A 24,939-nucleotide genomic window follows, 5' to 3' on the forward strand; every position below is an offset into this window, starting at 1 on the left:
CCTAACCAACCTATTTAAATCCCAAATTTTATGAAAAACTTAGGGCTTCCCTCCCGCGCGTTGTTGCTGGCGAGTGTGCTGGCCATTACCGTACCCGGTAGGAATGGCTGGGCGCAAACGACAGCCAAACGTAATACAGTCGCGAAACCGGCTGCGGCCACTGCGGAAAAAACCGTTGCGCTGAACCGTGTGCTGGTCTTCTCCAAAACCAAAGGATTTCGGCACGCTTCGATTCCGGTGGGCAAGCAGGCCATCATGAAACTGGGGCAGGAAAATGGCTTCGCCGTCGACACGACCGAAGATGCCAGCAAATTTACCGAAGCCAATCTAAAACAGTATGGAGCCATTATCTGGCTCAGCACGACGGGCAACGTCCTCGACGATGCGCAGCAGGCGGCTTTCGAACGCTACATCCAGGCGGGCGGTGGGTTTGTGGGTATCCACGCAGCTGCCGACACCGAGTACGACTGGCCGTGGTACAATCAGTTGGTAGGCGCTTACTTCCTGAACCACCCCAAACAGCAGAACGCGGAAATCATGATCGTCGACAAGAATCACCCGTCGACGAAAATGCTACCCGATCGCTGGAAACGCTGGGATGAATGGTACAGCTACAAAAGCATTCAGCCCGAACTTAAAGTACTGGCCAAGCTGGACGAAAAAACCTACGAAGGGGGCAAAAACGGCGACAATCACCCCTTCATCTGGCACCGCGATTTCGACGGTGGAAAATCGTTCTACACCGGTGGCGGTCATACCGACGAATCGTACAGCGACCCCCTGTTTCTGCAACACATCCTGGGCGGCATCAAATCCGTTATGGCGACCAGTCTGAAATTCGGGCAGGCGAAAACCAAACCGTTTCCGGAAGAGAGCCGCTTCGAGCAGCAGGTACTGATTCAGGGAATGGATGAACCGACCGAACTGGCCGTGCTGGATAACGGTAAAGTCCTGTACGCCCAGCGCAAAGGGGAGTTGACCGTCTACGATCCGAAAAAAAAAAAGACAAAAATAGTCGCTAATTTCCCCGTCTTCACCAAGTTCGAGTATGGCCTCATGGGGCTGAACATCGACCCGAACTTCAAACAGAACAAGTGGATTTACGCCTATTATTCACCCGTTACTGGCGCGACAGTCGCTGATACCGCTCAGCATCTGTCGCGCTTTACCTATGACGAAGAGCGGGATACGGTCCTGCTGAATACCGAAAAAGTGCTGCTCACGATTCCGGTCAAGCGTGACGGTTGCTGCCACACGGGCGGTTCGATAGCCTGGGACCGGAAAGGCAACCTGTACCTGTCTACGGGGGATGATACCAACCCATTCAACTCCGATGGCTTTGCCCCCATCGACGAGCGGCCGGGTCGAAAAGGCTGGGACGCCCGCCAGACGTCGAGCAATACCAACGACCTGCGTGGTAAGATTCTGCGCATCCATCCGGAAGCCGACGGCACCTACACCATTCCGGAAGGCAACCTGTTCCCGAAAGGCAACCCCAAAGCCCGTCCGGAAATTTACGTGATGGGAAACCGGAACCCCTACCGTATTTCGGTCGACCAGCGCACGGGCTATCTGTACTGGGGCGAAGTAGGGCCCGATGCCGGTAATAACAGCGAAAAATACGGTCCGCGTGGGCACGACGAAATCAACCAGGCCCGGCAGGCCGGGTATTATGGCTGGCCGCTGTTTGTAGCCGACAACCGGCCGTATCACCAGCGGTCGTTTGCCGACAGCACTACGGGCCCGCTGTTCGATCCGCAGAAGCCCATCAACGATTCGCCGAACAACACGGGTTTACGGGAATTGCCTCCAGCCCAGAAAGCGTACATCTATTATCCGTACGCCGAATCGCCGGAGTTTGGGGATATTGTGGGTAAAGGCGGTCGGAACGCCATGGGCGGTCCGGTATACTACTACGACGACTATCCAGAAACGCCCGTCAAATTTCCCCGCCATTACGATGGCAAATTCTTCGCCTACGACTGGATTCGCGACTGGATACACCCGGTTACGATGAAGGAAAATGGCGATTTCGTGAAGATGGAGACCTTCATGCCCAGCACGAAGTTCTCGCACGTTATCGACATGCAGTTTGCCAACGACGGCTCGCTCTACACGATCGAATACGGGCAAAAATGGTTCGGAGCCAACGCCGATGCGCGTCTGTCGCACATTACCTACAACGCCGGGAACCGCAAACCGGTGGCTATCGCGAGCGCCAATAAACTAGTAGGCGCGGCTCCGCTGGCCGTAAAATTCGATTCGAAGGGGTCGATGGATTACGATGGAGACGCGCTGAAATACGAGTGGACGTTCGGTAAGGGAATGCCGAAACAAACGACGCCGAACCCAACCGTTACCTTTACCAAACCAGGCATTTACCCCGCCACGCTGACCGTAACGGATGCCGCCGGCAAATCGGCAACGAAATCCCTGGAAATTAAAGTCGGTAACGATGAGCCTAAAGTAGAAGTAGCCGTAGCCGGTAACAAAACTTTTTACTTCCCGGACAAGCCCGTTAAATACGCCGTCAATGTGTCTGACAAAGAGGACGGTACACTTCGAAAAGGTATCAATCCCGACGACGTAACCATGACGATCGATTACCTCGAAGGCTTCGATAAAACGATGTTGGCCCAGGGTCACCAGGCCAATACCGGCTTCTCGACCGGAAAGCGTCTGATGGAACTGAGCGACTGCAAAGCCTGCCACACCATCGACCAGAAATCGATTGGACCGGCGTACATCGACGTTGCGAAGAAGTACAAAGGCGCTCAGGTAGAAGGCAAACTGGCGCGGAAAATTATTTCCGGTGGTGGTGGTGTCTGGGGCGAACAGGCCATGAGTGCTCACCCGCAACTGAAAGAAAGCGAAGCAACAGATATGGTACGTTATATCCTCTCGCTGGCCGATGAGAAAGCCGCTAACCGCCAGCCTATTGCCGGCGATTACGTACCCGCTGCGCAAAAGAAAGAGGGATCGTATATCCTGAGCGCGAGCTACACCGACCGGGGCAACGGCGCTATCGGCCCGATTACCGGTTCTTCGAGCGTTGCCCTGCGGTCGCCGTCGCTGAAAGCAGTTACGGCGGATGTCAAACAGGATATTTTCCAGTACGATATTCCGAAGATGGGTCCGGCGGCCATCGGTACTAAATCAGGTAGCTATCTGGCCTTTACAGACATCGACCTGACGGGTATTCAGGGACTTTCGGTGACGGCTTTTGCCTCGACGACGCAAACTGCCGGTGGCAAACTCGAAGCGCGTCTCGATTCGCCGACCGGAACCCTGCTGGGCGAATCGGATGTAAAACAAGGTGATACAGCCCCTGTTAGCCTGCCTTTCCGACAGCCCGTTTCCGGCATGCATAAACTATATCTGGTGTTTGTGAACCCAAGCGCGGGCCAGAAACCTCTGTTTGCGGTGGACAAAGTACAGTTTACGACCCAGGGTATGTAAACCACCACTGACTGAAGTTTAGAAAGCCTCGATCCTCACCGGTCGAGGCTTTTTTATGCCTTGTAGCATCTGATTGACTAATCTGTACTCAATCATTACGGCTGCAAGCAATCTTTGGCCGGTAGCCAGGGGATCATTAACTAGCCTTATGATTGCAACATTATTGCAAATAAATTCCGTTTTCGTATGATCACATCATTCTTACGCTTATGTTTGCAACATTGTTGCACACAATTCATTCGGTGCATTGTATTTATTGGAGCAGCGAAAAAAACGGATGCAAGCAGAACCACTCAGACAGATAAAAAAACGAAGGAGCCTGCTGATTGGGTGTTTAATGATGCTGTCATTCATTTACTCAGCCAGGGGCCAGTCCAGTACTGAATGTGCAGATTCGCTGACTGGTTTTATTCGGGGACAGGACAGTCGCCAGGCAGGCCGGAAGTTAGAGCTACCCGGTGCCACAGTTTACGTACGGGAACTTGCCAAGGGAGCGGTTGCGGATGCCAACGGACATTTCAGTCTGGCGGGTTTGTGTGCGGGGAGATACACGCTTGACTATCAGTTTATCGGCTATAAAACCATAACCCGTTCTATCCGTATTCCACTGGCAGACAACACAGCGGCATCGGTGACCCTGCTGGCCGAAAACGTTACGCTGAATGAGGTGACGGTGCTTGAACACCGCTCCGAAGCACAACAACTCCTGCAAACGCAAAGCAGCTTATCGGGCGCAGCCCTCGATCAGACGCGTGGCCAGTCGCTGGGCGAAAGCCTGAAAGCGATGACCGGGCTCTATTCGATTCAGACCGGTCCCAGCATTTCCAAGCCGGTTATTCACGGCTTATACAGCAACCGCATCATCGTTCTCAACAACGGTATCCGGCAGGAAGACCAGCAGTGGGGCACGGAGCATGCTCCTCAGGTCGATCAGTTTCTGGCTTCCCGCCTGACGGTGATCAAAGGGGCGGCCAGTATCCGATACGGCTCCGACGCCATTGGCGGGGTGATTCTGGTGGAGCCGAAAGCCATGCCTACCCAACCCGGCATCGGTGGAGAAGTAAATCTGGTCGGCGCAACGAATGGGCGGCTGGGTGTGGCGTCGGGTGTGCTGGAAGGGGCCTTTGGCAAAAAACTGACGGGCCTGAGCTGGCGATTACAAGGCACGATCAAACGATCGGGCTATGTCCGAACGCCGAACTACTTTCTGGAGAATACCAGCTATCAGGAAAATAATTTTTCGGGAGATATCCATTACGATCACGGCCCCTGGGGAGCAGAAGTGTTTTATAGCCGCTTCGATACCAAAATTGGGCTGTTTACAGGGGCACAGGTAGGGAGCCTGGCGGATTTGTACGCGGCTATCAGTCGGCAGGAACCGCTCTCGCAACCGGGGTTTTCGTACGCGCTCAACCGGCCTTATCAGGACGTACAACATGATCTGATTAAATTTCGGACTTATTGGCGCACCAATAAAGGCGGCACGGTTACGGCTACCTTTGCCCGTCAGCAGAACGTTCGTCGCGAATACGATTACGTTTCGTTCAGCGGTGCGCTCAACCCGGAACTGTACCTCAAACTGGTGACGCACTCGGCCGATCTGGTGTGGGAACATAGCTCGGTAAAAAACAGCCGGGGAGGAATTTGGTCAGGAAGTGCAGGATTCAATGGTATCACGCAGGGAAATGTCCGGCAGTTTCTGTTTCTGATCCCCAATTTCCGAAATTACGGCGCAGGACTCTTCGCCATCGAGCGCTACGCGGCTGGTCGCTGGACCCTGGAAGGCGGCCTGCGCTACGACTACCGCTGGCTGCGGGCTTACTTCCTCAATGAAACAACAAAGCAGACGTATTTTACGACCCGCGACTGGGGAAATGCCAACGGCTCGCTGGGAATTGCTTATCAACTTCGTACCGATCTGACTTTGACGGCCAACCTGAGCACTGCCTGGCGGGCCCCCAACGTGGCCGATCTGTATTCGGATGGGTTACACCAGAGTGCGGTCGCGTATGAGCGGGGCAATCCAAATTTACAGCCCGAACAGGCTTATAACGGAAATCTTGTGCTGGCTTATGCAGGCAAGCGCCTGAGTGGTGAGTTGGGGGTGTATAATAACCGCATCGACAATTATATCTACCTGAAACCAGATTCCGTACCGATTATCCGTCAGCGGGGAGCGTTTCCGGCCTATACCTACAACCAGGTCCGGGCGACTTTCCGGGGCATCGACGCTACCCTGACCTACAAGTTTACCGATCAGCTTAGCCTGACCACCAAAAATTCCCTGCTGTTTGCCTACAACCACACCGACCACGATTATCTGGTGTTTATTCCGCCCAACCGTTCGGATAACAGCCTGCGCTACGACTGGGCCCGGTGGGGACGTCTAACTAACGTGTATGTGTCTGTGAGTGGGTTATACGTAGCCCGACAAAATCGGGTACCCGCTGTAACGAGTCGGCAGGAAAACGGTAATGTCGTTTTTACGGGTGATTTTGCGCCACCGCCCCCCGCTTACTTTCTGCTGGGTGCCGAGCTGGGTTTTGTTACACCGGTTGGGGGGCAGTCCATGAGTGTAATTTTGAGCGGCAGCAATCTGGCAAACGTTGCCTACCGCGATTACCTGAACCGCTTTCGCTACTTCGCCGATGAACCGGGCCGGACTATAGGCCTGAAAATACGCATGCCGTTTTCGCTGGCAAGCGCTAAAAATTAGGGGCGTTCCGTCTATTTACCACCAGTTGAGCGCCGTGTCCGCACGTCAACACCCAAAACCTGCTTACAATCAATTCACTTTTTAACAACCGAAATTATGCCATCTGTAAGAAAAGCGCTCTGGGCTTTAATCGCCGTTTCGTTGCTGGCCGGTGCCTGCAAACACGATGAAGAAAACGTCGCCCCAACCGATGACAATGAGGCCATCACCACCGCTACGCTGTCGCTAACCAACACCGCTAATGCGCAGGATGTTGTAACGGCAACGATCGAGGCCATCAATACAAGTCCGGATTTCACGAAAGCCACCCTGAACCTTAAAGCTAATGCGACCTACTCGGGAGCCATTCAGCTGTACGACAAAACCCAGACGCCAACCCTGGACGCAACGGTTGAAATTCGGGAGAAAGCCAATGAGCACCTGTTCGTTTATACGCCTTCGGCAACCAGCCTATTGACCGTAACGATTACCGACCGCGACACCAATCCCGCGCCAGGCCCCTACCCGATCGGACTGGCTTTTACGGTAAAGACCGGGGCAGCTACTACGGGTAAACTTAAGGTTCAGTTGCGGCACCAGCCCAACGCGAAAAACGGCACCAGTACGCCCGGCACCGACGATCTGAATGTCGACTTTCCCGTTGTGATCCAGTAGGTATTACGGTTCGATCGTTCAGCCTGGCCCGCGGTCGGGCTGAACGCTGTTAAGCCGCCGGATTCAGTTGCGGCATTAATAGCGGTAGGGTTACCCGAAACCAGCCGCTGTCTTCCTCAATGAGCGGTTGTGACTGGTTCAGCAATCGGTATTTCTCCGCGATATTCGACAAACCCACTCCGTTCGATTCGACGCTTATTTTCTTGGGTTGCAGGGTGTTTTCAATAACGAGCTGTCGGCTTTCCGTGGTCCGTATCCGGATGGTCAGCGGGCGGCTGGCCAGCACCACATTGTGTTTGACCGCGTTTTCGACGAGCAACTGCAGGGTTAGGGGCGGTAAAAGCGCTTCGTCGAACTGATCGTCTACGGCAATATCCAGGGCGATGCTGCCACCAAAACGGGTTTTGAGCAGATGGAAATACGAGAGAATAAACCGCAGTTCGATGCTCAGCTTGGTCAGTTCGCTGTCGTTGCTGCGTAACAGATACCGGTAAACGTTCGACAGTTCGTCGACAAATTCGCCTGCTTGCCGGGGGCTTTCGTCAATCAGCGACGACAGCGTATTCAGCCCGTTGAACAGAAAATGTGGGTTGATCTGGCTTTGCAGGGCCCGCATCTGCATGTCCATTTTCTCCTGCTGCATCCGCTGCATGGCGAGGTCTGCTTCCAGAAATTCACGGTGTCGCTGTTCGCGTTCACGATCCAGTTCTTTCTCCACAACGGCTTTGTTGACGGCTCCGCGCCAGTGGCGATACGAAATACCGAGCGAAAAGAAAATCAGATCCAGCACAACGCCCGTCTGTACATATAAATCAGGATGCTGCCAGAGCGGCAATTGTAAACTCAAACCCGGCGAGCGAATGAGCAGGAAAGTAGCAATGGCATGATTGATCAGCAACGATGCCGTACCGGCCACGAAAAACCGGGCTACCACGTCTTTCGATCGGAAGAACGTGTAGACGATGTAGGCCCCCACGGCCAGCAGTGCAAACCGAACCGGTTGCAGGAGCAGTGAATGCAGTTTGGTCTGCCAGAAATCGGTAAACAGATAGATATACGTTTTTATCGCGATATACCCCCCCAGCATGCCCTGCACGATGGTCACCCAGCGAAAAAATTTAGGCCGTTCCCGTAGATTCAGAAATATCTTGGCCAGCTCCAGATACAGAATATACCCAGAGTAGGACAGGACGAGTTTCTCGAAATTAGCGATGTTGACGGGCTGAGGAATGTAGTTGATTATAAAGTAAATAGCCCAGGTAAACGTATAGATCGAGTAGATCCCGTAGATACGTTCCCGGTACATAAACCACTGCACCGAATTGGCCAGCAGCATTGCTAACACCATGCCCAGAAAGAGTGGAGACCAGGCTTCGTACGTCATCAATGGTTCAAAGAGGAATTGCGATAAACAAATATAAGAAAAAGCAGATCGTCTTAACTGGCTTTCTTACTGAACGTTATCCGTTACTCGTATCTGAAAGCCAGGATGACAGGAAAGTAAGCGGGTCGATAAGTAGAACTACCTGACTTAGCCCTTATCCAATCGGTTTTTTCGTTTCATTATCGATCCTTATACCCTCGTATGAACGGGATCGTTTACCTTTTCACAACTATGCAGGAGACCGTAAACCGACGACAGTTTCTCACCACGGCGGGTCTTTCGGCCCTGGCGCTGACTGCCGGTGCCAGTTCGCTACTGGCTGGATTTCCTAAAAAATCCGGCCTCAAGATTGCCTATTCCTCCATTACCTGGGGCGGCAACGATGCACAGGCCATTGCCGATCTGGCGTCGCTTGGCTATCACGGTATCCAGATACGGGCAAACACTTTCGGACCCTACCGGGCGAAACCTTCTGAACTGAAAGCGCTGCTCGAACAGCATCACCTGACCCTGGCCATGTTTTCGAGCGGCAACGTCGAAATTGACCCGGCCAAGGAGCAGAGCACCATCGACCAGCACGTGGCACACGCCAGTTTTGTGAAAGCGCTCGGTGGCTCGGCCATCCAGCTGACAAATTCGGCCCGCCCTAAAGATCGGCTTCCAACCACCGACGAGTTGAAACGGCTGGCCACGGTGATGAACGAGATCGGTAAACAGACCGCCGACCTGGGCGTGCAGGCCACGTATCATAACCACATGCATCAGCTCGGGGAGACACCGGAAGAGGTCGACACGATTCTTCAGGCAGTCAACCCCAAATACATGAAGCTCGAACTCGACATTGCTCACTACAAACAAGGCGGAGGCCAGCCCGAAAAAGCGGTGAAGCAGTATAAAGACATTCTGTATGCGCTGCACCTGAAAGACACTATGTCGCCCCTGCCCGACAAACCTAACGACCCGAAAGCGTATAAATTTGTCGAACTGGGCCGGGGCAATGTCGATGTGCCCGCCGTGATCCGGGCGTTAGACGACATTAAGTTCAGCGGCTGGGGCATTGTCGAATTGGATGGCGTGCCGGAAAAAGACAAAACGGCCGCTCAGTGCGCTCAGATCAACAAAGATTACATTACGAAAACGCTGCATATTCCTCTGTAAAAGCACAAGAGAACGAGCTAATGCATAAATATGCGGATTTGCTCGTTCTTTTGTGCGTTCATTCTTTTGCTCAATAACCAATGAAACAATTCATGCTGACGGGCCTGTTGCTGACGGCCCTGGTCGCGGCACAATCCCCGCAAACTCCGAATACGCTGACCGCCCAGGAAAAGAAAGACGGCTGGAAATTACTTTTCGACGGCAAAACCACCAGCGGCTGGCGGGGCGCCTACGCCGATAAGTTTCCGGCTAAAGGCTGGAGCGTTTCGAACGGCCTGCTTACCATCCAGCAATCCGACGGATCGGAGTCGCAAAGCTTCGGCGATATCGTGACGGACGGCGAGTACAGCGATTTCGACCTGATGTTCGATTTCAAACTGACCGAGGGCGCTAACAGTGGTGTCAAGTACTTCGTGGTCGAAGAATCACCGAAACCCAAAGGATCGGCGTTTGGGCTGGAATTTCAGGTGCTCGACGATGACAAGCACCCCGATGCCAAGCTGGGTCGCAATGGCAACCGGACTGTCGGATCTTTGTATGACCTGATTCCGGCTACCAGCAAACAGGCGAAACCCATTGGCGAATGGAATACGGGCCGGGTCGTTTCGAAAGGAAAGCACGTTGAACACTGGCTCAACGGCAAGAAAGTGGTGGAGTATGAACGAGGCAGCGAACAGTTCCGGGAACTGGTAGCGATGAGTAAATACAAGGCACCGGCCTATAACGCCCACGGTCGTTTTGGCGAAGCACCGAAAGGTCATATCCTGCTCCAGGATCATGGCAATCAGGTGTCGTATCGGAACATAAAAATCAAAACCTTGTAAAAGAAGCTGGTTATCAGCCATTAGACTTTTCAGGTAAATGGCTTTATGCAGTATCGATCCTTTGTTTAACCCCTGAGTATACATGGAAAATCGTCGTGAGTTTATAAAGAAATCAGCGCTGGCCGGGCTGGGTATGAGTTTTACGGCAGGCAGCTACGCCCGTATTCTCGGGTCGAATGACCGGGTCCGGGTCGGGATCATCGGCTTTTCGGATCGCTTCCGGCAGTCGCTGGCACCGGCTTTTTCCGAACATGCCAAACAACAGAATTTCGCCTTTGTCGGCGTATCGGACATCTGGAGCCGCCGTCGCGATGAAGCGGAACAACATCTGAAAGGAAAAGGCTGGAACGACAGCTCGTTTTTCAAGGCCCGCAACAACGACGAACTGCTTGACCGGAAAGACGTCGATGCCGTTATTATCAGCACGGCCGATTTTCAGCACGCGCTTCACTGCGCAGCTGCCGTTGAATCGGGTCGGGATGTCTACTGCGAAAAACCCTTCGCCGAATCTCTGGACGACGCCCGCAAAGCCCTCAAAGCCGTCGAGAGCTCGAAGCGGATCGTGCAGGTGGGTTCGCAACGTCGGAGCGCTCCCAATTATCATTCGGCCAATGATTTTATCCGGTCCGGGAAGTTTGGCGATATCACCATGGTGGAAATGACCTGGAACGTCAACCAGCCGGGTCGCTGGCGTCGGGCGAAGCTGGTTTCTGAAATTAAGAAAGAAGATACCGATTGGGACCGGTATCAACTGAACCGGCCCAAAGTGGCCTGGGACCCGCGCAAATACCTGGAATTCCGCTTGTTCTATCCTTATTCGTCAGGCATTCCGGGCCAGTGGATGTCGCACCAGATCGATACGGTTCACTGGTTCAGCGGTCTGGATCATCCCCGTTCGGTTGTCGCTAACGGAGGTATTTATAGCTGGAAAGATGGCCGGACGAATGCGGACACCTTCACGGCAGTATTCGATTACGGTCCGGATAATGATAAAACTAAAGGCTTCCAGGTGCTGTATTCGTCGCGCATGAATAACGAAGCGGGTGGCGTTAAAGAATACTACTATTCGAACGGTGGTATGATCAACCTCGACACGAATAAGATTTCGCCAGAGGGTGGTCTGGAAGAAAAATACGCTAAAGACATGGGTATGAAAGCGAACATGCTGCCCACCATGTCGCTCGGCGAAGCGGCTAAAATGGAAACCTCGGCCAACACCGGTGGCGATCCGATGACCTCACTGCACATGCTGAACTGGATGGAGTGCGTACGGAGCCGCAAAGAACCCAATGCCCCCGCCCGCGTCGGCTTCAACCACTCCGTCGCGAACATTATGGCTACCATGGCGCTGCATTCCGGCAAGCGCGTCACCTGGGACTCAACCAAACAGGATGTGGTGGTAAGCTAAGTTTGATATAGGATGTATAGTGTAGGATGTATGAAGTATAATGTATGATGTGTGTTCAGTCAGCACAATACATCATACATCCTACACTATACATCTTACTCCTATTTCAACAGTGCTGCGCCGATCTGGCAATTCAGACACTTTTTAACGGCGCAGAACTCGTTGTGCAATTCAATAGCCGCCTGCGAATCGAAGGCTGTGCGAATACCTAATCCAAGGGTATTCCAGCCTTCGGTCAGGCGGTTTTTTTCGGCGGGTAATTGCTCCAGAAGCTGAATGGCCCGGTCGATATAAGCAGGCTGGCTTCGATGCCGGGCATAGGCGGCCAACAGCGGCACGACAGTATTGATCACAATATTTTCGGCGGCATTCTGCCCGAGCGATGGCGTCCCCTTGTTCGTTGCTTTTCCGAACCGATAGTGCGATTGCCAGTAGTCGGCGGGCGTCACCTGCAGGGTCTGAAGCAACCGTTCGGCATCGTTCATACCCACAAATAGCGAAAAGAGACTGGCATGCTGCGTTAGTAAGCGGGCAAACTGAGCCAGTCGCAACGTCGGGAAATTAGCGGGGCGCAACCGGCCCCATTTCCAGGTCGGTGCGGCTACCTGCTTATCCATCAGTTCGTATTTGGCGGCCAGAAACCGGTACTCGCGCTGCAACATGCTCACGTATTCATCCGATTCGTCCGTGTTCAGGAAACCGGCGGTCCCAAAGAGTAGGGCCTCAACCTGAAGCAGTACATCCCGGTGCTTTAAAATTGCTTTCAGCGGCACCGCCCGGCTCAGTTGCGCCATGGGTTCGGCGTTGATATTGAAGCCCATATTCGCAGCCAGTAACCGGTATGCGGTTTCCTCCCAGTCGCCATTGACTTGTTTAAGTACTTGCTGAACATGAGCGGCCTTCCGTTCCAGCCGTTGCAACATCGCCTTGTCTAGCATCGAAGTTACCCGCAGGGGAGAAACCGATCGAAACTGACTGGCACAGGGAATTGGCTCGGGAGAATCCTGCAGGCGGGCATAACGCTCCAGCAAAGCCGGATCGACAATCGGGCTCAGCTCCAGCGTAGGTAAGGTCGTTCCGTTAGACCGACTTACCCGACGGCCCCTGGCGGTTTGATCGTCCTGCCAGACAACGTGCAGAATGACATTTTCATACGCGCGGTCATGTTGGTGACGATGCGCCAGCCAGTCCGATGTGCGCGTATGCATCTCGACGGTTCCAACCCATTCCACTTCGTTGATTAGCAGGCGGGCATTCGTAAAATCCGGCCCAGCGTTATGGTTTCGGAAACCCGGATGCAGCACCTGCACCGATTCGGCGTCGGTCGTAACCAGGTTTGTGGTCAGAAAATATTGATACTGCCAGACAAAATACAAAAAAGTTTCAGGCACGGCGGAGCATTCTGATTTACCGCGCCCAATATAAACAAATTAATATAGTATTATATTTTCAATAAAATCATTCCAGCACTTGTAAGCGCTGGAATTGCCTCTCGCTATGACCCGTTGGGGGTCTTACCGAAGTTGGCAGAAAAGTAGCCAGACTACATCTGCTGGCCGGCTTGACGCTCTTGTAAGTACTGCGCCATTTCACGCTGCAGCGCGTTGGCTTCGGCCCTGGCCCGGTCGGCGAAATCCGTACCCGACGAAGCATAAAGAATACTCCGCGAGGCATTGACCAGCAGGCCTCCTTTCGAAGTCAGTCCGCGTCGGGATACGTCCTCCAGACTTCCTCCCTGTGCGCCCACGCCCGGTACCAGTAAAAAGTTATCCGGTGCCATTTCCCGAATCCGGCTTAGTTCGGCGGCCTGGGTTGCGCCGATCACAAACATGAGCTGCTCAGGACTAGCCCAGGTCTGCGCGGTGGTGATCACCGTTTCGAATAGCTCCTGATCATTGATCAACTGCCGCTGAAAATCGGCACTGCCCGGATTCGAGGTTAGGGCCAGCAGAATCACCCATTTATCTTTGTATTCCAGAAACGGTGTGACTGAGTCATGACCCATGTAAGGGGCTACCGTTACTGAATCGAACGACAAACCAGCAGCTGACGGGTCGAAAAACGTACGAGCGTACAAGCCCGATGTGTTGCCAATATCGCCCCGCTTGGCATCGGCGATGGTAAAGCAATTTTCCGGAATGTACGCCAGAGTTTTCTGAAGGCTCTCCCAGCCGCGCGGCCCCTGCGCTTCGTAAAAAGCAATGTTTGGTTTATAGGCGACTGCCAGATCGGCCGTGGCATCGATAATGGCCCGGTTGAAGGCAAATACAGGATCGGCTTCGTTGGCTAGGTGAGTGGGTAACTTGCGCGGATCAGTATCCAATCCGACGCATAGATAAGATTGCTTCTGAAAAATCTGGCTGGTTAATTCCGGGTATGTCATCTAACGTATGAAACAACAAAGTAAAATGATTGCTCCAAAAGTACGACTTACGGTGCCGGTTTCATAAATTTGTCGGTGAGACCAACCATATATACGTAACGACCTTTCTTATGCAAGTTCGGCAAACAGCCATAGAAGGCTTGGTAGAGCTTATTCCGCGAATTTTCGATGATGAACGCGGTCATTTCTTCGAATCGTACAACAAGCCGCTCTTTGCATCGCTGGGCTTACCCATGGAGTTCGTCCAGGATAACCAGTCTTTTTCAGTAAAGGGCGTTTTGCGGGGGCTACACATGCAAAACGAACCGTTTGCTCAGGGCAAATTAGTTCGCGTCATCAGCGGGCAGGTCCTGGATGTTGCCGTCGATTTGCGCCCTGATTCGCCAACGTTCGGTCAGTACGAAACCTTTCTGCTGGATGCGCGGCTGGCAAACATGGCCTACATCCCCGAGGGGTTTGCGCATGGGTTCGTGGCGCTGGAAGACAGCGTTTTTAGTTACAAATGCACAAACATCTATAACAAACAATCAGAATCGGGCATTCGCTGGAACGACCCCGACCTGAATATCGACTGGGGCGTAACAAACCCGATCATTTCCGAAAAAGACCAGGAGCTGAAATTGTTCCGGGAGATCTTTCCGGAAGCGATAGCCTAAAGTGATGAACAGAGCGTAACGCAGGTAGAAACCCACGTTACGCTCTGTTCATCACTTCTCATACATTTCCTCCATTACCTTTCGACCTACTTTGCGAGCCGACAGCGGGTTCTGCCCGGTAATCAGTCGTTCGTCCACTTCGATGTAAGGCATGAATGGAATCAGGCTTTTACGATACACCGCCTGCTTTTTACGGAGCGCATCTTCCAGCAGAAACGGCACTTCCTCATCGAGACGGATCAGTTTTTCTTCCATGTTCGAGTAGCCCGTCAGTTGCCGGTTGGCAATCAGTGATGATCCATCGGACAGGGTAACGTTCAGCAAACCGCTGACGCCATGACAGACGGCGGCAACCATGCCGTTGTTTTCGTAAATCTCCCGGGTCAGACGCTGTAAGGCGATGTTATCCGGAAAATCCCACATCGTTCCATGCCCTCCGGCCAGATACAGAATCTGATATTTTGCCGGATCTATATCATCGAGCAGCAGCGAGTTCTCCAGCTTCATGCGAAAGGTTGGATCGTTGTACCACTTTTCGTTGGTCGTGTCGCGCCGATCCAGGCTCTTCTCATCGATCGGAACAAAACCACCTTTAGGGCTGGCAATGTCGTAGGGCAGTTTCCGGTCAGCCAGTTCATCGTAGAAGTGCGTAGCCTCGCTCAACCACAATCCCGTTTTATACGATTTGGTCGGGTAATCGGTATGATTTGTACAAACGATGAGCGCACGATAGATAGGATCCATACAAAGGGCCGTCTCCGAGTGGGAAGGAGCGCGTTTTTTAGTAAGGAATGAACCGAGAAGTGGGGCGAAGATAACCGGTTTTAGCGAAACTCGCTATGATCGACACGAACCTCTGTGTCTCCATCGACCCATTTTTGATACGTCGCTCAGGCGGCTTTTGTTACTAAACGGTTTGTTTTCCGACTACGACCTTTCCGCTTAAACCTTCTCTGATATATGTTATCCAATAGTTGGTCAAATAACCGGCAAACAAATTATAATTTGCCAAACAAAGAACTTGACCAGTTAAATTGTTTGTGTTTATATTTGTTAACAAACCGTATCGTACTTACCTCCATGAACATTGTCAAGTTTGAATCACTCCAGGCCGAGCATGCCTGGATGATTGTTTCCGATCAGCTTCAGCAACGCAATAATATGCTGGCCAAAGGTATTTCACACATGGAGCGTACGCCGAAAGAGTTGCCCATGGCCAGCCGGTTGATGATGCTGCGATACCACCTTAAAATGAGTGTACGGCAGTTGACTCAGGAAGCCAACCAGTACCGCCGGTGCAATACCGACCAATCGAAAGATCAGTTAGCGGCCCAGTGGCGGCATGTTCATCAGTTGCTCTTTCTGCTCCGCCAGATCGATACCGAACTTGGGCGAGCCACCAGCGAGAACGAAACCCTGCGGGTGTGGCTCGAATCGCTGGAAGCCCGCGTATACCGGTCGGCGTTGGTACATTTGAATTAACCCCTGTTAGACAGTCGCTGTCCGCTACTGCCTACCACTTATTCAGTTTGGCCAGGTTGGCATCCGATACCTCGCCCGACTGAATCAGCAGGCGGTGGCGAAACGTGACTGCCTGTCCGGCGGGAAGCGTATAATTCATAGCCGGTGTCTTTCCATTGGTGAAAACCGAGGGAGCCAACGGATTGGCAGCAAACAGACCGTAGCCCCGGGCATGCCAATACGTTGGGTAGCCTACGTTTTTGGGATGATCCATCAGGATAATCGACACGGCTTCGTTGCCTACTTTACCGGTCAGTTTCATCCACTGCGCACGGGTACCCCAAACGGCATCTCCTTCGACACCCTCGCTGCTGTGGTATTGCCCCGTTACGCCCTCGTTATTCAGTGCAGGCACTTTTGTCGCAACGCCCTGTGCATCCGTAAACACTTCCGGTTTGGTAGAGGGTAATTCCAGCTGGCGGGCCATCCGCAGGGCTACCATACCTTCTTTGTTGTCTTTGAAAACAACGTCGTTTCCGGCGGCTTTCAGCGTCGTAATCCGGTTGATGGTACGGCTACCGGCCCCCGCCTGAAACTGGTAGGTTGTTGTCTCCTGCATCATCACCTTATTGTCTTTATCGAGCCAATCGGCGGTTACGACCAGTTCGGCTTGTCCATTACCGCTTTTCATGGATTTAACCCCCGTATGAACGATGGTTCCGAAAGGACCTTTGTGCTCCGGTCCGATTTCAGTGGAGTTGTTCCAGAAGTCGTGGCCGTTTACATCACCATAGTTGAACCACATGCCCACGTGGTGCGGATGGTCGACCCGCTCACCGGGACGCGGATCGAGCGGCCAGCCCCGTGTGATGAAGTTCCCTCCTGCCGATACAATGGGGTACAGTACCGGTTTTTTCAGAACCGCTGGTCCCGGATAGATGTACGCCGTAAACGGCTTTCCATCGACCGTAACCGTAACACGTTTCTGCGCTTCATCATGGGTAAGCTTAATCATATTCGATTGAGCCTGCGCGGAAAGCGTGGCGGCTGCAACTAGACAGGCAATAAAAAACTGGCGCATCAGATAGTCGGTTAACAAACGTAAGAATCTCGTTTTTTCAGCAGGCAATAAAAGCAATCGCCCCGACTCAAAAAAGCCGGGGCGACCGAAATGCTACTGAATACGAGTCCTAAATGTTATCGTTTCGATCAATTTCCAAGGAAAATTTTATTGGTCACGTCTTGATCGATGGTGATGTAGCCGGGATAATTTATGGCTTTATTACCGAGTGCCAGCGTGGGCTTGATCTTGATCGTCAGCTTCGACGGCTGCGTATTGGCCGCTCCTGACATGTTCTGCATCAGTTGGGTAAACGCATCCCGGGTTTTTGCGTCGGTGATCAGTTGATACGCATTCGTGTTGAGCTTGATGGGTACGCGCGTTTTTCCACCAGGCTGCACTTCGATGCGCTGGTTCAGAAATCCGTTAAACAACTCCTGACCTGCCAATAACACTTTGTATTCCAATTGATTAATCCCCGCCAGCTTACCAGTCGGGTTCGTAATATCGAGGTTTACCCGAGCATCCAGCGGCACGTTGCGTGTCAGCAGGCCCGTAGCCAGCCGGGGAAATCGCCCTAGGTTCAGGTCGTCCAGTTTACGGAATTCGCGTACATCGATACCGGCCAGGTAAATACTGTCGGCTGAGGCAAGCGTATAGCGGCAATCGCCCAGCGCCTTCGCCTGCGAAATCTGCTGATTCATACTACACCGGCTAAACAAAAGGGGTAGCGCCAGCAATGCGAAAACAAGTCTTTTTTTCATGATCATCATAAATCGTTCCTGTATAACGTTCGACAGCGGGCAAAGTGTTTGGTTTAATTACTTTTTACAAACACCATCTGCGCCCGGTCGGCCTTAGCCACTTTCTTCCGGAAATCGACCCAGTCGGTATAAGCGCCTGCCGGAAACCGTCCCCGATGCATGGTCACCTTCCGAACGTATACGGCCCGGTCGCCTTCGACGGCCAATTGAGCCGTGTATTTCCCAAACTTCGATTCGATGGTTACGGGCTCCAGGTTGTATTCGGGTCGGTAGCCGTTGGGAAGCTGATAGGTAATGGTATCGCTGTCTTCATAATCGTAACTGGCTCCCAGCTCGACGGCGGCTTTACGGGGCTGGGTCAGCGGACTCGCCAGCGATAGGGCCGACAGTAAATTGAGCGGTAAAAAGAGCCGGGTGCCGCTGGTAGTTGCCCATCGGCGAACGGCTATTTCGAGGTTTTCAGTAACCGCTGGAACAGGACCCGGCTGCTCCGTGTGCGCATACGTATTTAGTTCGAAAGCCGGAATGCGTATGCGCTTCAGGAGCCAGCTACGCATGTCGTCCCGATTCAGGCGGTGCAGCGCGTCGGCATAACTATCCTGCTGTAAACCCGTATAACGCGTTCGTACATTGGCTACAGCATCTCCCTGTTCTGTCAGCCGGATCGTGATCTGCCGTTGCTGAAGATTGTCGGCCGGGCGGTAGGCTGGAGTCTGTATCAGTCGCCCCCCCTGTGGCAGAATCAGCAGCGCATGGCGGCTACCGGTAAAATCGCCGACGTAGCCGACGGGATTGTGCCCACTCGTACATTCCAGAAAGAGCGTGTCGCGGCCGTCGGGTACACATAAAATGACGTGATTGAACTGAAAACTCGGAAAATCGGCCATCACATCTGGTTCATCATCGCCCGCGCGAACCAGCGCAGGGTAAGCCGTTACGCCAGCCGCTTTCAGCAAGGCTTTCGTATAATTGGTCAGGGCTTTGCAATCGCCGTATTTACTGACGGCGACTTTCTCGGCTTCGATAGTTTGCCAACCGCCCAGGCCGAGCTGTACCCCAACGTAGCGCGTTTGCTCCTGCAGAAAACGGTAGAGTTTCTTTACCTTCCCGGCCGTTGTGGTTTCCTTACTGGTCAACTCGATTACCTGCTGACGCAGTTCATCGGGAATACGGTCGCGACCGTCGTTCAACTGATGGTAGAAGCGACTGATGTCTTCCCAACTCGTAACTTTTCCTTTGTACTCCTGCACTTCAAAATCAGTCGGAGCTGTATATACGATGGGCAGCAGTTCCCGCGCCGGGGGCGACAGCGGCTCGAATTCCACAGCCGGGACGTTCGACAGCTTCCAGGTATAGGTTTTGCCGCCATCGGCAGCAGCCGTTACGATCGCTGGCGCTGGAAGGTTCATCTCTTTATAGCGCAGGGCAAGCGTTGCCGGCATATTCACCGTAAACGAAGCCTGTTCGACCGACAGATGCTGCTCATCCTGGGGAGCCCAGGTCGGGTAGAACATCAGATTCCGTTCGGTGGTCTCTTCGATAAACTCGACCGTATAGGGGTAGGTCGGCTGTTTGGGAAACGTAGCCGATTTAAACCGATTATCATCGAAAAAATTATAGTCGGCAAAGGTGCTGTAATCGTCGATATCGGCCTTTTTCAATTTACGAATGGGTTTCCCCAGCGCGTCATACAGGGTTCCCTCCAGATTGGTCACTTTCGAAAATTTATCGTACCACACCTTCCGGGTAGCCTGATCGTCGCCCTGTTCATCCAGCACGGTTATCACACTGCGGATGCGTTGGGTTGCCTCTCCCGCCGACTTAACAGTGAACGTCGTTTCGTGCCGACGAACGACGGCATGCGCGTTATCTTTCAGAGCGGGGGTCAGTGCCAGCGCCTGGTATTCGACCTGAGCCCAGGCTGGCTGGCTTATCAGTACGGTTAGTAAAAAAAGGTTTTTCATGGTATGTCCCGCTTATTTCTTTTCGGCGATATCGCCCCGTTTCAATACTACCTGCTCAGCCTGTATGGCCACAACCCGGCTGAACAATTCGCGCAGTGCGCTGTATTCGCTGGCGGAATAGGTCGGCCGGCGCAGAAGAAGCCGACTGGCTACCTGAAGCTGGTTAGCGGAATTAACCGATACCTGATACAGAAACCGTCCACCATCTTCAGGAATGGTCATCGATACCGCCTTGGGTAACTCTTCGACCTGAAAGCCAGTCGGAAGCGTGTACGTAGCCGTAAAAATCTCTTCGATGGGCACTCCTAAATCGACCGGATAAAGTCGCTCGGCCTCCTTGAATGGGTTATTCGCCTGAGCTTCTGTCAGCATGGGGCGCAGATAAAGCCGATCGCCTGCCTTTGTACTGGCTTCCGGAATGGTAAGGGTATACTTTACACTAAACGCCCCGGTCTTTAGCTCAGCCGAGGGAAAATCAACTTTATCGATCTGCCAGGATGGTCGCTTTTTCTGAATAGCCTCTATGAATTTTGGTTTCCCCGAACTGGCAAACTCTTTACGGGTACTCCAGGCGCTGTAGCCTCCATGCGAATGAAGAAGGGTACCGGTTACTTCGCCATCCTCATTTAGGGTAAACGTTCCTGTGTGGATTTCGACATCCCGCTCGGCCGGAAGCAGAGGTATAAAGCGCGGTTTGGTCGGATGCACAAGGCGGCCCTCTCCATTCAGACACCGTATGGGCAGCATACCCAGGGGCAGATACGGATCCGTAGCGTCCAGCAGCAGATCTTTCCCGCCAACCATCACGTGAGCTACCACGTAATTAAACTTTTTCAGCAGTGGATAAAACGTATCAAACCGTCCATGAGAGCGGGTACTGAGAATTACTGGATTGGCATCAAGTTCCATTTCCCGCAACAGGGCAATCAGCATCAGGTTCATATCACCCGCATCGCCTTTTTTATCGTCGAATACCTTTTTGATGTTGGCTGACCAGTAACCCGACTCTTCGTTCCATTTTATGGCATGGTTGACAAAATCATAAGCAGCTGCAATTTGGCCCAAGGTGTCGGGGTGCTGACTTAGGAGCGATCTAGCCGTTTCGCGCAGAAAACCAGCCCGCTTAAACTGGCCGCCGAAGCTGGCATCCTCAAGCAGGATTTTATCCATTGCCGCCCAATCGACCGTTAGAACTCGCAACATCTGACCGGGAAGTTGGTAGCTCGCCAGTTCGAAGTCGACTTTAGCCAGATAATCGTCCGCTGTCGTGATGTAAGCTTCGTTGCGAAAAGCTGGAATGTCTTTCACCGAAAACCGATACTCCACGGTCGATGCTATTTTCTTTTCGCTCCCTTTGATCGACAGATAGCCCCCCTGTAAGACTTTGTAGTAGAAATAATCCGGGATCGCAACCCGATATTCACTCCAGTTAACCGGTATATCCTGTTGAAACCGCCAGGTCTTAGGGTTATTGTTAATATTGAAGGGCGTACGAACGGTGTACTTATACTCGATGACTGCCCCTTCCCGAACGTTGGGCAATGTATATTTTTCGACCCACAGCTGATTCGTTACTTTCTCAGTGAAATGACCCGTTTTAGCCAGCCGATCGACCGACACGGTTCCGTTCGTGAGGTTATACGTATAGCCGTCGAAATCAGTGACCTGCTCGTGTTGAGCCGTTGTTCCCCGCCGAATCGGTATCTGAATCGTTGCCCGATCGTACGCTGATTTCTTGCGGATCTGCATCCGCACGTGATACGTAGCCACCAGCGCTAAACTACCATTCAGATCGAAGTTGACCTCTCCGTAGTCGTAAAGTACAACAGCTTCGGCCGTTGAATCAGCCGTGGTGTTCGCAAATTGAGCCGGTGTAATACTTCCAAACTTTACGATAGGCGCAACCATACTGGCTTGCTGAGCCATCGAGAGCGATACGCCCGTACAGAAAAATGCAACGATCATCGCCAGAAGCCGATGCGCAACAGGAGCAGAAGACATAGATGGTGGGTAGGTAAATTTTAGAGAAATTGACTAGTGACGTGTGGGGAAGAGACGATTATTTTTTGGCGGTTTCGCCCCGCTTCAGTACTATCTGTTCGGCATGTTTGGCCACAATCCGGCTGAACAACTCGCGCAAAGGTCCGTACTCACCCGCCGAATACACCGGACGGCGCAGGAAAACCCGACTGACAACCTGAATTTTGTTGTCAGCCAGTTGGGATACTTGGTACACAAACCGTCCGCCGTTTTCCGGCAGGCTCATCGATACTGGTTTTGGCATTTCTTCAACCTGATAACCAGCCGGTAATGCATAGGTCGCCGTAAAAACTTCCTCTTTCTGCATGCCGAAATCAACCGGATAAAGACGTTCGGCTTCTTTAAACGGGTTAACACCGTGGCCTTCGGTCAGCATGGGGCGCAGGTAGAGCCGGTCACCAGCCCGGCCACAGGCTTCGGGGATGGTGATGGTATAATCGGTGTTGAAAGCCTTGCTTTTCAGGTCGACGCCCGAAAAATCCGCCTGTTCGATTTGCCAGACCGGCCGTTTCTTCCGGATACCATCCAGGTATTTCGTCTTTCCGTCAACGACGAAGGATTTACGGTCGCTTAGGGCGCTGTAGCCACCGTGCGAGAGTTGGAGTGTCCCTGATATATCCCCGTCAGCACCGATTGTAAAAGCACAGGTATATACGACGGTTTCCCGTTCGGTCGGCGCCAGCGAGATGAAGCGTGATTTAGTCGCGTGGATAAGCCGCCCGTTTCCATTCAGGCAATGTACTGGTAGCATACCCAGAGGCAGGTACGGATCAGTGGCGTCTAGCAGCAGATCTTTCCCGCCAACCATGACATGGGCCACTACGTAATTAAACTTTTTCAGCAGTGGATATTCTTCGCTGATCTGGCCATGGGCTCGGGTACTGAGGATCACCGGATTGGCGTCAAGTTCCATTTCCCGCAGCAGCGCAACCAGCATGAGGTTGATATCGGCCGCGTTTCCTTTTTTGTTGTCGAATACTTTTTTAATACCGTCAGAGGATATCAACCCGTTTTCATTATTCCATTTGATCGACTGACGAATGTATTCGTAAGCGGCTGTCACACGGCTCATTGTATCGGCCTGCTGACTATTCAATAACTGGGCCGTTTCTCGTAAGAAGCCCGTTCGCTTGATCTGCCCACCAAAATCACTGTGTTCAAGCAGTGTTTTCTGCAATCCCGGCCAGGTAACCGAGAAATCCTGAGGTTTTCTACCGGGCGACTGATATGAGGCCAGTTCGAATTCGATCTTGGCCATGTAATCCTCGTCCGTGGTGATGTACGCTTCATCCCGAAACGCCGGAATGTCTTTCATGGCCAGCCGGTAGGCTGTAGCAGAGGCTCCATTCTGACCGGAGTAGAGGTCATAGGTGGTTGCTTTGTGTTCGTTGATGGCCATTTGCAGATACCCACTCTGCATGATTTTGTAATAAAAATAATCAGGAATGATAATGTTATACTCACTCCATTTCACGGGAATATTCTGCTGGAACCGCCAGGTACGCGGGTTGTAGTTTACGCTAAACGGCGTCCGAAGCGTATACTTATATTCAATGATGGCTCCCTCCCGGACGTTGGGCAGGGTGTATTTCTCAAGTGAATAATTGTCGGAAACTTTCTCTGTAAAATGGCCGGATTTCGCTAGTCGGTCGATCGTTACATCGCCCTTAACGTTATTGTAGGTATACCCGTCGAACTCCGTGATGTACTCGTGCTGACCTGCGCTCCCCCGCCAAATCGGCAATTCAATTACTGACCGTTCGTAGGCCGATTTCTTATTGATTTTCGTGCGGACATGGTGTGTAAAGTTCATCCACAAATCGCCCGCGTTCTCTTCAAAATTTACGCTGCCATAGGCATACAACACGACGGCTTCTGCGGAAGAATCTGCCTGCTGAACCGAAAACTGGTCGGGCGTGATTTTACCGAACGTAATAGCTGGAGCGGTAGGGGTTGTTTTCTGAGCAAATAAAAGCGCTGTGCCACTCAGAAAGCAGAGAACAATCAGCACCCAAAGGCGCTGACAGAATGAAGCAGGAAGCATGAACGGTGGGTACTAATTTTTACAATATAATGGTCTGGTAGAGCCTACGCTTTTCAAAAGTATACATTATTTGCGCACGCTATTCGATCAGTCGAGCTGATTTTCATATCATCATCCAGTTATTGACTAAGAGGTCATATGTTGGCTCGTATTCCCTCCCGATATACAAGTCAAGCCGCCTGTTTAGTCGCAGGCATCATCGATAATTCATTCGAAAAAAGCAGTCGTTTTTCAGGCGGATCGTAGTTTGATTTCTATCTACATCGACCGGCTGTCTTTTCGGTAGTTATTTTGATGAACCGCTCAACAAAATACGTCTGCCAAAGCATATACTTACTTTGGCAGACGTACCAATCAATCGACCGCTACTAACGATTCGGTAAGATTACTTTTTCAGGCCGAAGTTTTTGGAGATACCGAACCCGGCACCACTGCCAAAACCCAGGTGAAAGGCATTGGCCGATACGCCATCGATTTTCTGTGACGAGAAACTCAGGGAGCCAAATGAAAAGTTAAGCGCAAAGCTATTTTTCAGGTTGACGCCAATGGCGGGGAAAAATGTTCCCTGAAAACCGCTCGCATGCCCACCCAGTACGTTCGCATTGAACTGACCATAAATCGCAAAAATACCGGCCAGTGGCTGCGTATAACGGATGAATGGCCCAACCGATACCGTCGAGGTTGTCGAGCTGGAAACCGTTTTGCTACCCGCAATGTCCAGGTTGACGCCTGCCGTCCAGTTATCATTCCACTGGTACCCGACCGCGGGCGATACGTTGTAGCTGCTGACGGTACCGCCACTAACCTTTTGTGAGTCGAACCCAACACTTCCATAAACCAGTAGCGTATTGCTTTGAGCCTGTGCGCCGACCAGTCCTGCTACCGTCAATAAGAGACTAAGAATTACTTTTTTCATGACTTGTATAAATTGGTGAACTAAGTCAAATCGGATCAGGCACCGAAC

18 protein-coding genes are annotated in these 24,939 nt (G+C 52.3%); 8 read left to right on the forward strand and 10 right to left on the reverse strand.

All coding sequences use genetic code 11. The features are described 5' to 3' along the window. Positions 1–30: 30 nt before the first annotated feature. The 3 genes from ACYVC2_RS28305 to ACYVC2_RS28315 all read left to right on the forward strand — a co-directional run bounded on the left by ACYVC2_RS28305 (position 31) and on the right by ACYVC2_RS28315 (position 6,829). Entirely contained in the window at positions 31–3,459 is a 3,429-nt protein-coding gene (locus ACYVC2_RS28305; RefSeq protein ID WP_461108311.1) for a ThuA domain-containing protein, read from the forward strand. A 337-nt stretch (positions 3,460–3,796) separates the two neighbouring features. Continuing rightward, complete coding sequence (locus ACYVC2_RS28310; RefSeq protein WP_461108313.1) at positions 3,797–6,175, forward strand: TonB-dependent receptor; 2,379 nt, start codon at positions 3,797–3,799, stop codon at positions 6,173–6,175. 96 nt (positions 6,176–6,271) lie between these two features. Beyond that, positions 6,272–6,829, forward strand: coding sequence for a hypothetical protein (locus tag ACYVC2_RS28315; RefSeq protein WP_461108315.1), 558 nt, complete (start codon positions 6,272–6,274; stop codon positions 6,827–6,829). Positions 6,830–6,878: 49 nt separating this feature from the next. Here the strand turns inward: ACYVC2_RS28315 and ACYVC2_RS28320 are convergent, their stop codons facing one another. Next, the gene (locus ACYVC2_RS28320; protein WP_461108317.1) at positions 6,879–8,213 is read right to left on the reverse strand and encodes a sensor histidine kinase; all 1,335 of its coding nucleotides are present in this window, start codon (positions 8,211–8,213) and stop codon (positions 6,879–6,881) included. A gap of 231 nt (positions 8,214–8,444) precedes the next feature. Here ACYVC2_RS28320 and ACYVC2_RS28325 point away from each other — a divergent pair, with 231 nt between their 5' ends. The 3 genes from ACYVC2_RS28325 to ACYVC2_RS28335 all read left to right on the forward strand — a co-directional run bounded on the left by ACYVC2_RS28325 (position 8,445) and on the right by ACYVC2_RS28335 (position 11,603). Further along, positions 8,445–9,371: a sugar phosphate isomerase/epimerase family protein gene (locus tag ACYVC2_RS28325; RefSeq protein ID WP_461108319.1), complete on the forward strand. Its 927-nt coding sequence runs from the start codon at positions 8,445–8,447 to the stop codon at positions 9,369–9,371. Between the two features lie 80 nt (positions 9,372–9,451). Beyond that, positions 9,452–10,195 (forward strand): 3-keto-disaccharide hydrolase, encoded by a 744-nt coding sequence (locus tag ACYVC2_RS28330; RefSeq protein ID WP_461108321.1) that lies wholly within the window; start codon positions 9,452–9,454, stop codon positions 10,193–10,195. 82 nt (positions 10,196–10,277) lie between these two features. Further along, positions 10,278–11,603 (forward strand): Gfo/Idh/MocA family protein, encoded by a 1,326-nt coding sequence (locus ACYVC2_RS28335; protein WP_461108323.1) that lies wholly within the window; start codon positions 10,278–10,280, stop codon positions 11,601–11,603. A gap of 101 nt (positions 11,604–11,704) precedes the next feature. Here the strand turns inward: ACYVC2_RS28335 and ACYVC2_RS28340 are convergent, their stop codons facing one another. Together ACYVC2_RS28340 and pyrF are read right to left on the reverse strand one after the other, a co-directional pair. Continuing rightward, positions 11,705–12,994 (reverse strand): DUF2851 family protein, encoded by a 1,290-nt coding sequence (locus ACYVC2_RS28340; RefSeq protein WP_461108325.1) that lies wholly within the window; start codon positions 12,992–12,994, stop codon positions 11,705–11,707. 152 nt (positions 12,995–13,146) lie between these two features. After that, complete coding sequence (gene pyrF, locus ACYVC2_RS28345) at positions 13,147–13,986, reverse strand: orotidine-5'-phosphate decarboxylase (protein WP_461108327.1); 840 nt, start codon at positions 13,984–13,986, stop codon at positions 13,147–13,149. A 110-nt stretch (positions 13,987–14,096) separates the two neighbouring features. Here pyrF and rfbC point away from each other — a divergent pair, with 110 nt between their 5' ends. Next, positions 14,097–14,642 carry a dTDP-4-dehydrorhamnose 3,5-epimerase gene (rfbC, locus tag ACYVC2_RS28350; protein WP_461108329.1) on the forward strand — a complete coding sequence of 182 codons (546 nt, stop codon included), beginning with the start codon at positions 14,097–14,099 and terminating at the stop codon, positions 14,640–14,642. A gap of 51 nt (positions 14,643–14,693) precedes the next feature. Here the strand turns inward: rfbC and ACYVC2_RS28355 are convergent, their stop codons facing one another. Next, the gene (locus ACYVC2_RS28355; protein ID WP_461108331.1) at positions 14,694–15,386 is read right to left on the reverse strand and encodes a type 1 glutamine amidotransferase domain-containing protein; all 693 of its coding nucleotides are present in this window, start codon (positions 15,384–15,386) and stop codon (positions 14,694–14,696) included. Between the two features lie 336 nt (positions 15,387–15,722). Here ACYVC2_RS28355 and ACYVC2_RS28360 point away from each other — a divergent pair, with 336 nt between their 5' ends. Beyond that, positions 15,723–16,124, forward strand: a complete 402-nt coding sequence (locus ACYVC2_RS28360) for a hypothetical protein (protein WP_461108333.1) — start codon at positions 15,723–15,725, stop codon at positions 16,122–16,124. A gap of 31 nt (positions 16,125–16,155) precedes the next feature. Here ACYVC2_RS28360 and ACYVC2_RS28365 read toward each other — a convergent pair whose 3' ends face one another. The 6 genes from ACYVC2_RS28365 to ACYVC2_RS28390 all read right to left on the reverse strand — a co-directional run bounded on the left by ACYVC2_RS28365 (position 16,156) and on the right by ACYVC2_RS28390 (position 24,891). After that, the gene (locus ACYVC2_RS28365; protein WP_461108335.1) at positions 16,156–17,184 is read right to left on the reverse strand and encodes a DUF6807 domain-containing protein; all 1,029 of its coding nucleotides are present in this window, start codon (positions 17,182–17,184) and stop codon (positions 16,156–16,158) included. Between the two features lie 128 nt (positions 17,185–17,312). After that, on the reverse strand, positions 17,313–17,927 hold the full coding sequence (locus ACYVC2_RS28370) for a hypothetical protein (RefSeq protein WP_461108337.1): 615 nt from the start codon (positions 17,925–17,927) through the stop codon (positions 17,313–17,315). Positions 17,928–17,980: 53 nt separating this feature from the next. Next, positions 17,981–19,891 (reverse strand): DUF3857 domain-containing protein, encoded by a 1,911-nt coding sequence (locus tag ACYVC2_RS28375; protein WP_461108339.1) that lies wholly within the window; start codon positions 19,889–19,891, stop codon positions 17,981–17,983. Between the two features lie 12 nt (positions 19,892–19,903). Continuing rightward, complete coding sequence (locus ACYVC2_RS28380) at positions 19,904–21,892, reverse strand: DUF3857 domain-containing protein (RefSeq protein WP_461108341.1); 1,989 nt, start codon at positions 21,890–21,892, stop codon at positions 19,904–19,906. A 58-nt stretch (positions 21,893–21,950) separates the two neighbouring features. After that, positions 21,951–23,975, reverse strand: a complete 2,025-nt coding sequence (locus ACYVC2_RS28385) for a transglutaminase domain-containing protein (RefSeq protein WP_461108343.1) — start codon at positions 23,973–23,975, stop codon at positions 21,951–21,953. Between the two features lie 385 nt (positions 23,976–24,360). Beyond that, positions 24,361–24,891, reverse strand: a complete 531-nt coding sequence (locus ACYVC2_RS28390; protein ID WP_461108345.1) for a hypothetical protein — start codon at positions 24,889–24,891, stop codon at positions 24,361–24,363. Between the last annotated feature and the right edge of the window lie 48 nt (positions 24,892–24,939).

This window comes from Spirosoma koreense (assembly GCF_054777875.1).